Source organism: Empedobacter sp. UBA1574 (genome assembly GCF_002322895.1).
Lineage (GTDB): Bacteria > Bacteroidota > Bacteroidia > Flavobacteriales > Weeksellaceae > Empedobacter > Empedobacter falsenii_B.
Window position 1 is genome coordinate 1 of sequence record NZ_DCOI01000044.1, and the last position, 11185, is coordinate 11185.

10 protein-coding genes are annotated in these 11185 nt (G+C 33.0%); 3 read left to right on the forward strand and 7 right to left on the reverse strand.

From position 1 onward, the window contains the following. Positions 1-45: 45 nt before the first annotated feature. Positions 46-2136 (reverse strand): outer membrane beta-barrel protein, encoded by a 2091-nt coding sequence (locus B3578_RS14290; protein ID WP_291049779.1) that lies wholly within the window; start codon positions 2134-2136, stop codon positions 46-48. 115 nt (positions 2137-2251) lie between these two features. Here B3578_RS14290 and B3578_RS14295 point away from each other — a divergent pair, with 115 nt between their 5' ends. Next, a complete protein-coding gene (locus tag B3578_RS14295; protein WP_147279960.1) occupies positions 2252-2686 on the forward strand; it encodes a hypothetical protein in 435 nt (144 codons plus the stop codon). Between the two features lie 68 nt (positions 2687-2754). On the opposite strand, the gene ftsY is transcribed toward B3578_RS14295, so the two are convergent. The 6 genes from ftsY to B3578_RS14325 all read right to left on the reverse strand — a co-directional run bounded on the left by ftsY (position 2755) and on the right by B3578_RS14325 (position 7960). Further along, on the reverse strand, positions 2755-3717 hold the full coding sequence (ftsY, locus tag B3578_RS14300) for a signal recognition particle-docking protein FtsY (protein ID WP_114999036.1): 963 nt from the start codon (positions 3715-3717) through the stop codon (positions 2755-2757). A gap of 124 nt (positions 3718-3841) precedes the next feature. Next, entirely contained in the window at positions 3842-3991 is a 150-nt protein-coding gene (locus B3578_RS14305; RefSeq protein WP_084106961.1) for a DUF4295 domain-containing protein, read from the reverse strand. A 14-nt stretch (positions 3992-4005) separates the two neighbouring features. Beyond that, a complete protein-coding gene (gene rpmG, locus B3578_RS14310; RefSeq protein WP_286495365.1) occupies positions 4006-4188 on the reverse strand; it encodes a 50S ribosomal protein L33 in 183 nt (60 codons plus the stop codon). A gap of 11 nt (positions 4189-4199) precedes the next feature. Continuing rightward, positions 4200-4436, reverse strand: a complete 237-nt coding sequence (gene rpmB, locus B3578_RS14315; protein ID WP_038337064.1) for a 50S ribosomal protein L28 — start codon at positions 4434-4436, stop codon at positions 4200-4202. Between the two features lie 82 nt (positions 4437-4518). After that, on the reverse strand, positions 4519-6174 hold the full coding sequence (gene lnt, locus B3578_RS14320; protein ID WP_219034147.1) for an apolipoprotein N-acyltransferase: 1656 nt from the start codon (positions 6172-6174) through the stop codon (positions 4519-4521). Positions 6175-6316: 142 nt separating this feature from the next. Then, entirely contained in the window at positions 6317-7960 is a 1644-nt protein-coding gene (locus B3578_RS14325; protein WP_291049791.1) for a M1 family metallopeptidase, read from the reverse strand. A 615-nt stretch (positions 7961-8575) separates the two neighbouring features. Between B3578_RS14325 and B3578_RS14330 the strand changes: the two genes are divergently transcribed. Both B3578_RS14330 and dnaK read left to right on the forward strand, forming a co-directional pair. After that, positions 8576-8902 (forward strand): tRNA-binding protein, encoded by a 327-nt coding sequence (locus tag B3578_RS14330; RefSeq protein ID WP_286483038.1) that lies wholly within the window; start codon positions 8576-8578, stop codon positions 8900-8902. A gap of 265 nt (positions 8903-9167) precedes the next feature. Beyond that, the gene (gene dnaK, locus B3578_RS14335) at positions 9168-11069 is read left to right on the forward strand and encodes a molecular chaperone DnaK (protein ID WP_219034149.1); all 1902 of its coding nucleotides are present in this window, start codon (positions 9168-9170) and stop codon (positions 11067-11069) included. Positions 11070-11185 lie beyond the last annotated feature (116 nt).

The following is an 11185-nucleotide window of genomic DNA, read 5'->3' on the forward strand; positions in this document are numbered from 1 at the left end:
AATAAACAAAAAGAGAATCCTAAGGATTCTCTTTTTGTTTATTTATTAAAACGTTGCAGCTCCTGCAGTTTCATTTTCTAATTTTCGGTTGATATTTGTTTTCTTACCTGTAGCAAAATCAAAGCTCAAACCAACAACAAACATCGATTTATTATCCCAAATTTTCCCAACACGAGAATAATCTACATATTGTTTGTCCATCGTTTTTTGCTTGTAAGTCGACGGCATGCCGATCCAATACATTCCAGTAGAAAAAGTCCAATTATTGTATTTATAACTCGCAAAAGCATGGTTCATGTTTTCTTGTGTGTACAACAATGCTCCGCCCAGCGTATAATACGGAATATTAAATTGATAATCTACACGAAAGTTTTTGTAAACAGATGATAATGCAAAATAATTTCCGATATAATCATTCTTCAAAATTCTACCATCTTTCGTTTTAAAACGCTCTGTTGCTGGTGCTACATTCACTTTTACCGTTAAAATATCCGTTCCAAAAGGTTTGATAGAACCTGTAATTTGAACACCGTAACGTTGCGAATTTTGAGCATTTTCGTACGTTAATTTATACCCTTCTACATTTCCATTGATGATATTTTGCAAATACAATTGATTGATCGGATCTTTTGTATAATAATAAAATGCGTTTGTATTTAAATCAAAATATTTTGAATTGAAGGAATAAATCAAATTATTTCCAAACGATTTCTGAATGGTTAAATACGGATTTCCTTCTTGTGTAATATTTTCCACAATCTGAATCACGTTTTTACTCAATGCCGAATTCCAAGGACTTGTTGGCTTATATGAACTCGAAAAACGTATATTTTGATTCTTCGCTAATTCGTAACCTAATACTAATTTTGGCGTAAACGTCCATGTATCTGTGTTTGTATCTTCATTCTTGTTATGAACATTCGTCAACCCAACACCTAAACGATACGACAGTTTTTTCGCTTTTCCAGAATATTCAGAATAGATATATTGTTCTAAATAATTTACTTTATTATTCGAAGGACCATTCAAGTTTTCTAATTTATTATCAATCGAATTATTCGAAATTCGATAACCAGAATTTAATTTTCCTTTCTCGAAACTATGTGTATACGCTATTTCTCCTACAATTCCTTTTTGATCAGCTTCTAAATTTGTCAAATAATTATATTGTTCAGCACCAGAAATTGTTTCCCATTCGCGCGTTTCGTCAATCGATTTCGTTGTATACATCGATCCAACTACATTTAAACTTAACTCATCTTTCTTTCCTAATTTTCTCGAATAATAAAGATCTAATGTTGGTTTTGAATAATTAGAATTAGAATGTTTATAGGTTGAATGATTGTTTAATAAACTATTTTGATAGAACAAACTTGTGCCATTCGCATAAGCAAAACTCGAACTGATATTCATATCCAACTTTGCTTGAAAAGCATATTTATCCGAATCCGAATTGGTATATCGCAATGCAATTGTTTGATCCGTATATCCAAAATATTCGTTGCGCTGATTTTCTGTTCTGTAATGAATATTATTTAAGTTATAATCATAAATATTCATCGAAGTACGATCTTTATAATCTCTCAGATAAATGTTATACTCTAATCCAAAGTTACTTTTTCCTTTCGTAAAATTCGCATAAGCAGAACCATTTATAAAACCTGTTGTAAACGCCGAAGTGAGATCCGCACCATATACATAACCATTTTCTGGATTACGCGTAATCAAATTCACCACTTGATCTGCACGATTTGCATAACGCGCTGGCGGAATATCAAAATACTCAACACGCACCACATCTTGCGGTTTCACAGCACGAATTTGATTATCTGTTGCCTCAATTCCATTAATCAATAACAAAGTCGTTCCACCTTTTGTACTTTGTATCGTATTCGAAATTGGATCAACTTGTAATTCTGGTAACGTATTTAACAAATCTTTTGCGTAACGCGCTTTTTCCAACGCTTCTTTATCGAAGGTATAAACTGTTTTGTCCGCAAACATTTTTTTGCGTTGCGATTGAACTAAAACTTCTTTTATTTCGATTGGATTATAGTCGGTTGAGTCCTGCTTTTCATCTTGTCCAAAAGCAAAAATTCCTGATAATGTAACAGCAAGTACAAAAAATTTCTTCATGGTTAATTCTTCTATTAAGAGTTAGTGTATATTTATATGACGCATGAAGAACAAATAAGTTACATAAGAATTGCAATTATTTTTGATAACTTTACGCTAAACAAGATTTTTGAGTTTGAAAAAATTATTTCTTTTTATCGCACTTTTTACAAGTTTCAATTTATTATATGCGCAAGAGCAAGCCGAACGTTCGTTGACAGAATATCGTGTCGAAAGTTTTCAAACGCCTTTAGTTACGAAAAAAATGCTATACGATTGGTTAGGAAAATGGGACAATGTTTTGTACACTGAAAACAATCAACCGTTGTTAGTTTGGTCAAATAAAAATATCATTAATGAATCAAATGAAACTTTTACTTTGATTGCATCGAGTGTAGAAAATGATGAAGAAATGTATGGAACTGTTCAGATTTTGACAAGCAAAAAACAAGATGCTTTAGCGAAAGATTCTCCTTTTAGAGAATATTTAAACGAGTTTCTAAAAACCATTTCGAAGAAAGAAAATAAAAACAAAAAGTTTTATAAAGAATATATTAAGGTGATTTATTAAAACTATATCATAAAAAAATCCTTCAAGAAAAACTTGAAGGATTTATATTTTTATAGGAATTAAATTTCTTAATTATTTCGTTTGAAAAAAGAATCGACAAACTCCATTTTATTGAAAGCTTGTAAATCATTGATTCCTTCACCAACACCAATATATTTAACTGGAATCTGAAATTGATCTGAAATCCCAATTACTACTCCTCCTTTTGCTGTTCCATCTAATTTTGTAACCGCTAAAGAAGAAACTTCTGTTGCTTGTGTAAATTGTTTCGCTTGTTCAAAAGCATTTTGACCTGTAGAACCATCTAACACTAATAAAACTTCGTGAGGCGCATCTGGAATTACCTTTTGCATCACACGTTTTATTTTTGTCAACTCATTCATCAAGTTAATTTTGTTATGCAAACGTCCTGCTGTGTCAATCAAAACAACATCTGCATTTTGGGCAACTGCCGACTGAATGGTATCAAATGCAACCGAAGCAGGATCAGAACCCATCGCTTGTTTTACAATTGGTACACCTGCGCGCTCCGACCAAATTACTAATTGATCTACAGCCGCTGCACGAAATGTATCTGCTGCACCAAGAACCACTTTAAGTCCTTGTGATTTGAACTGAGAAGCCAATTTACCAATCGTCGTTGTTTTACCAACTCCATTTACTCCGACCACCATAATAACATATGGTACATCTTTCTTTGGAATCGAAAAACCATTTGTATCTTCGATATTATTTTCGGAAAGTAAGCCTGCAATTTCTTCGCGAAGAATTAAATCTAGCTCAGAAGTCGAAACATATTTATCACGTTCTACACGTTCTTCTATTCGACGAATAATTTTGATCGTTGTTTCAACACCGACATCAGAAGAAATCAATACTTCTTCTAAATCATCTAAAACCTCATCGTCTACTTTAGATTTACCTACTACAGCGCGACTGATTTTATCAAATAGAGAAGTTTTAGATTTTTCTAATCCTTCATCTAATTTTTCTTTGCTTTCTTTACCTAATATCTTTTTGAACCAACTCATTAATAAGCTAAATTTCTTAAAATTTTGTACGAAGATACATAAAATATAAGGAAATAAAAAAGCCGCCCTGAAAACGAGGCAGCTCAATTAACCTTAAATATTTTTTGTTAAGGAGATGATTTGATTATTTCGTGAAGAAAGAATCTGCTTCATCAGCGTTAACTACTTTTTCAACAAATACGTAAGCTCCAGATTTTGGAGATTTTACCATTTTGATAACTTTGGTCATTTTTTTAGACCCAGTTTGTAGGGTTGCTACCGTTTTCTTTGCCATCGTCTAAAATTTTATTATTTAATCTCCTTGTGAATTGTATACTTTTTCAATACTGCGTTGTATTTTTTCAACTCCATACGATCTGGAGTATTTTTTTTGTTTTTAGTTGTGATATAACGAGACATTCCTGGCATACCACTTTCTTTATGCTCTGTACATTCTAAAATAACCTGTACTCTGTTTCCTTTTTTTGCCATGGTGTCTTAAATTATTTGATTAAACCTTCTTTACGTGCACGTTTAACAGCCTCATCAACTCCTAATTTGTTGATTGTTTTTAAACCGTGTGCAGAAACTCTTAATGTAATCCACTCACCAGTTTCTGGCATAAAAAATCTCTTTTTGAACAAATTCACTTCAAAAGTGCGTTTTGTTTTATTATTAGCATGAGAAACATTGTTTCCCACTAATCTCTTCTTACCTGTAATTTGACAAATTTTTGACATCTTATTTTGTATTGTCCTATTTTAAACGGAGTGCAAAGTAACAAATTATATATTACTTATACAACTCTTTAGGTTATTAATTTTATATTTTTTTCTTATTTTGTTTATATAACAACTTCTGCGCAAGAGTATAAGCCAAGATAATTCCCATTACCAACAGCGCTATCCTCGCGATTACATCGCCATATTTTGTATAAAACGTTAATTCACTATTCATTAAAATTGTACCATTTAAGGCACCCTGCTCTCCATATGGTAAAGACTTCATTATATCTCCTCGCTGATTAACGAAAGCCGAAATACCTGAATTTGCAGATCTAACGATAGCGCGTCTATTTTCAATAGCTCTCAAATTACCATATAATAGTAATTGACGATGACCATCGGTAGAGCCCCACCAAGAATCGTTGGTCATTGTGAATATAACATTTGCGCCTTCTCTCACATATTCTGTCGTATAGTCTCCGTAAATAGATTCGTAACATATAACCGGAGCAACAGTAGCGTTGTTTGTTTTATTCTTGAAAACAGAACGATGAGGTTGAATCCCCAACGTTTTTGTTGTGCCGCCAAAGTTAAGCATAAATTCTCCAATAATTGGCATTAAAATGTTTCGATATGGAAAAATTTCTACTCCAGGTACTAATTTACTCTTATGATAAACTTCTATCGAATCGTTTCCACTTATCTGCAAAGCCGAGTTATAAGCGTCGTACCACGTAATTCCATCTCTCATAACAGAAGCCGTTTCCGATGCTAAAGATTGCATTGGATAAATTCGCATGATAGATGCTCCTGTTACAAAATGTAAATCTTTTTTGGTTTTTGTCCATTGCTGAATGTCTTGTATAATTAAATCATCATACATATTATCAAAAATCAAAGCAGATGATCCAGGTACGGCTGTTTCTGGTGCAACAACAAATTGAGTTTTTGGTTTAATATTTTTCAGTGCCAATTGTTTCAATTCTTCATAAATCTGCAAACCATCTTTCATATACTTTTCGTTGTATGGATCAAGATCTGGCTGAAGAACTAACACATCAAGTGCTTTTCCCTTTTCTTCGTAATTCGCATAAATAATATAAGAAATACCAATTGGCACAGCAATTAATAATCCAGCATAAATACCTAATTTGTTTAGATACCTCATTTCTTTCTTATTAATATAAGCCGTCAAATAATAGAATACCGTAATATTAACTAACCAAATCCAAAGTGCACCTCCAAAAGTTCCTGTGTATTCGTACCATTGCACCCATTCGTAATATTTTGCAAAACCATTTCCAAGGTTAAACCAAGGCCAAGTTAGTTCCCAATTCAAGGTTAGTTTGTCAAAACTCATCCAAATCGCAGGAAGAAAAACCAATCCATATAAATTACCCGCTTTTGTTTTGACAAAATGATACAACTGAAAAACAATTGACATAAACAACGAATTCGCTACAACGGGAATCAAATAAGCGCTCCACGAATTGTGCAAATCTCCATTCGCGTCCGTTTCTTGTGCATAATGCAACCACCAAATTACAATCGCATTCCAAATAAAGAAAGCTAAAAACGAAAGTCCGAAAATTTTACGTCCTTTTTTCTTAAATTCTGCGCATTGAGTGATTTGATGTTCTGCCAACATCAAGGGTACAAATCCTATAAATAATAACAATGGAAAGCCGTGCGATGGCCAACCTGCTGTTAATAATAATCCTGATAAGATTGCGTATGCAATGTATTTTTTCATGTCACAAATTTATAATTTCATCATTCAATAACCGATGATATTTGTTTGGAATATTTTATAAATCATTTTGGATGAGAACCTGAAACAAGTTCAGGTTAACTTTCTCTGTCGTGTTGAACTCGTTTCAATATCTCATTCAATTTTAATATATAATATGCGTATCGATATAATAATTTGGATTAATTGTTACATCAATCGCTTTTGTAATCGTTGAATTATTAATTGTTTGCCAATCAGTCGTTGGATTGATTGTTACTTCAGAATCTTTCAAATGTAACGGCATTGCAAATCCATCCACCACATTCGTATATCTATATTCAACTTTATTTCCATTTTGTTTAAGCTCTAAAGTCGGTATTTTAACTGTTCTTAAATATTGATTGAAAAAAGCGTTCAAATTTAAACCAGAAAACTTCGCAATATAATTTTCAATTTGTTCTGTAGTTACAGTTTGATGATAAAATTCTTTGTTTAATCCACGCAACATTTGTCTGAATTTTTCATCATTATTCATCCAAGTTCTCAACGTGTGAATCATATTTGCACCTTTATAGTACATATCACCACTACCCTCTTGGTTTACGCCATACACGCCGATAATTGGAATATCATTTTGGATTGCCTTTCTCGTTCCACGCACATATTCGCTTGCCGCATCTTTTCCATAATAAGTTTCTGTGAACAAAGTTTCCGAATAAGCCGTAAACGCTTCGTGAATCCACATATCTGCCACATCCTTTTCGGTAATATTATTCCCAAACCATTCGTGACCAGCTTCATGAACGATGATAAAATCCCATTTCAATCCCCAGCCAGAACCTGATAAATCACGACCTAAATAACCATTCTCGAATTTATTTCCGTACGCAATTCCAGATTGATGCTCCATTCCTAAATGCGGAGCTTCTACAATCTTGAAAGAATCTTCGTAAAAAGCATAAGGTCCAAACCAATATTCAAAACTTTTCAACATCAATTTTGCTTGTTCAAACTGCGATTTTGCTTTATCTATATTATAATCTAACACATAATAATCTAAATCCAATTTACCTTTTTCGCCTTCGAAAGTATCTTTGAAATTGACATAATGTCCGATATAAGGAATGATATTATAATTATTGATTGGATTAACAACTTTCCATGTAGAAGTTGTTTTACCATTTTTCTCTTTTTTAGAAACTAATCGTCCATTACCAACTCCTACCAAATTTTTTGGTGTGATAATTTCCAATTCCATTCCATTATCTGGTTCATCGCCTAAATAATCTTTGTTCGGAAACCAAGCACTTGCACCCAAACCTTGCACGGCAACAGACATCCAATCGCGACCTTTTTCATCTTTCGCAAAAATCCAACCACCATCCCAAGGTGCTCTCACCGCAACACGAGGATTTCCATTGTATTCTAATTCTAATTGATTCGACGTATTCTTGATATTTTTTCCGACATTAATAAAATAAACATTTCCATCACGTTTGAAATCAGAAATTTTCTTTCCATTCAATTTTACAGCCGAAACCATCATCGGATCTTGTAAATCTATCTGCAATAAATCTGATTGTTGAGGAGCAATTTTATCAAACGTAATTGTCGTTTTTCCTTTTATCGATTTTGACTGATAATCTGGTTCTACACTTACTTTATATTTTTTAACATCCCACCAATTTCGGAATTCATTATTCGTTCCGCGAAGCGAATCTTGTCGCGTAAACTCTTGTTTGTTATTAAGTACTTGTGCATTTGTTGTTATCGAGATCAAGCCAAGTAATAGTACTAATTTCTTCATAGTCATTTTTAAAACATATCAAAAATAAGATTATATATTTGATAAATAAGCCAAAAAGCTATGATTACAGAAAAATTTAAGGAAAGAATAAATTATTTAAAAAATAATCACTTAATCGTTGAAGCATTGTACGAAATTTTAGATGAATTGAAATTAAAACATAATGCTTTTACAGGTTTTACGTTTCGAGAAGAAATCGATCCAAAAGGTTTTTTATTGACTGCAGAAGGTGAAGAAAAAACAGGAATTACAATTCGTGTTCCGCGTAATATTCTTGATTTTGATTTAGTATTACTTTCCAATGTTTTGATGCACGAAATGGTACATGTTTTTCAGCGTTCGGGCGAAAATCAAATTGAATTGCGAGAAGAACGCGAATGGCAAGCGTATACAGAAATGATTTTTCATAAACAATTTCCAAACGTTCCTCCATTGACTAATTTTTACATCAAACAATTTGGCGAAAAAGCGTTGACGTATTATAACCGAATGCCAGATAACATGAAAACGAAATATGCGAATGAAAAAACTGATTTAGAAAAAATTCTGCAAACGATTTACGATAAAGAGAATAAACTAAAAGAAGAACCAAAACCTGAAAATAATACTGAAACAATTTCTTGGCAAGATTTCGAGAAAGTTGATATGAGAATTGGGACAATTATCAGTGCAAATAATTTTCCGAAAGCAAGAAATCCTGCTTATCAGTTAGAAATTGATTTTGGTCCGTTAGGAATCAAGAAAAGTTCGGCACAAATTACATCGCTTTATAACAAAGAAGAATTGATTGGAAAACAAATAATGGCTGTGGTTAACTTTCCGAAAAAACAAATTGCCACTTTTATGAGCGAATGTCTCGTGATGGGCGTTTATGGAAATAATAATGATGTTATTCTCTTGAATCCCGAACGAAAAGTTGAAAACGGAAGTAAGATTGGGTAATATTGAGATTGAGACTAAGACTGAGATAAAGTTTGAGTTTAAGTATATAACTTAACGCTGACATTTTATCAACCAATAAACTGACTTTTTTATCGATAAATAATCAAATCATTAATCATAATCTGACAACCTGACATCTAAAATCTATTGGATGTCATTTTTTTTATGTTGGCACAAAGATTGACTATTCTGGTGTAGCATCATTTTTGATGATGTGTAAAAGTTTAAAATAAATCATTAATAATATAAAAAATAACTAAACAATATGAGCAAAATAATCGGAATCGACTTAGGTACAACGAACTCTTGTGTTTCTGTAATGGAAGGTAGCGAGCCAGTTGTAATTCCAAATGCAGAAGGTAAAAGAACTACTCCATCTATCGTAGCATTCGTAGAAGGAGGAGAAATTAAAGTTGGTGATTCAGCAAAACGTCAAGCTGTAACAAACCCAAAGAAAACGATTTATTCTATTAAACGTTTCATGGGAACTAAATTTAATAATGATGCAGATGAAATCGGTCGTGTTCCTTATTCAGTTGTAAAAGGAAACAATGATACGCCAGCAGTTGATATTGATGGACGTAACTATACTCCACAAGAAATCTCAGCAATGATTTTACAAAAAATGAAAAAAACTGCTGAAGATTATTTAGGACAAGAAGTATCAAGAGCGGTAATTACTGTACCAGCTTATTTTAACGATGCTCAACGTCAAGCAACTAAAGAAGCTGGTGAAATTGCAGGTCTTAAAGTAGAACGTATTATCAACGAGCCTACTGCTGCTGCATTAGCTTACGGATTAGACAAAGCAAACTCAGATAAAAAAATCGTTGTTTACGATTTAGGTGGTGGTACTTTTGACGTATCTATCCTAGAATTAGGTGACGGTGTATTCGAAGTGTTATCTACAAACGGTGATACACACTTAGGAGGTGATGATTTTGATGATGCAATCATCAATTGGTTAGCTTCTGAATTCCAAGCGAAAGAAGGTGTAGATTTGAAAAAAGACGCAATGGCTTTACAACGTTTACGTGAAGCTGCTGAAAAAGCTAAAATCGAATTATCTTCTTCTGCTCAAACAGAAATTAATTTACCATACGTTACAGCTAACGAAACAGGACCAAAACACTTAGTAGAAACTTTAACTCGTTCTAAATTTGATCAGTTAACAGAAGATTTAGTACGTCGTTCTATGGAGCCTTGTAAAAAAGCGTTATCTGATGCAGGTTTATCAATCAACGATATCGACGAAGTTATCTTAGTTGGTGGATCTACACGTATGCCAAAAATCCAAGAAGAAGTAGAAAAATTCTTCGGTAAAAAACCATCTAAAGGAGTTAACCCAGACGAGGTTGTTGCAATTGGTGCAGCTATCCAAGGAGGTGTTTTAACAGGTGATGTAAAAGACGTATTATTATTAGACGTTACACCATTATCTTTAGGTATCGAAACTTTAGGAGGAGTATTCACAAAATTAATTGAAGCGAATACAACAATTCCAACTAAAAAATCTGAAGTTTTCTCAACTGCAGTTGACAATCAACCAGCAGTAACATTAAGAATTGGTCAAGGAGAGCGTCCATTATTCAACGATAACAAAGAAATCGGACGTTTTGACTTAGTAGATATTCCACCAGCACAAAGAGGTGTTCCTCAAATCGAAGTAACATTTGATATTGATGCGAATGGTATCTTAAGTGTATCTGCAAAAGATAAAGGAACAGGAAAAGAGCAATCAATCAAAATTGAAGCTTCATCTGGATTATCTGATGCTGATATTGAAAGAATGAAAAAAGAAGCACAAGAAAATGCTGCAAAAGACGAAGAAGCAAAAAACAAAATTGAAAAAGTAAATGCTGCTGACGCGTTAATTTTCCAAACGGAAAAACAATTGACTGAGTACGGAGATAAAATTCCTGCTGACAAAAAACAACCAATTGAAGAAGCTTTAGCTGAGGTTAAATCTGCTCACGCTGCTCAAGACGTTGCTGCAATTGATGCTTCTATGGAAAAATTAAATACAGCTTGGAATGCTGCTTCACAAGAAATTTATGCTGCAATGAACGAAGGTCAAGAAGGTGGTGCACAAGCGCAACCAGGAGCTGATCAAGGTCAAGCAAAAAATGATGGTGTTGAAGACGTAGACTTCGAAGAAGTTAAATAATAGAATTTCATTTATCAATAGGAAAGCCTCGCATTGCGAGGCTTTTTTATGTTTATTAATATAAATAGTTTATTTTTTAAATCATCTCGGTTTCATATAATACAAAAAATCCACTT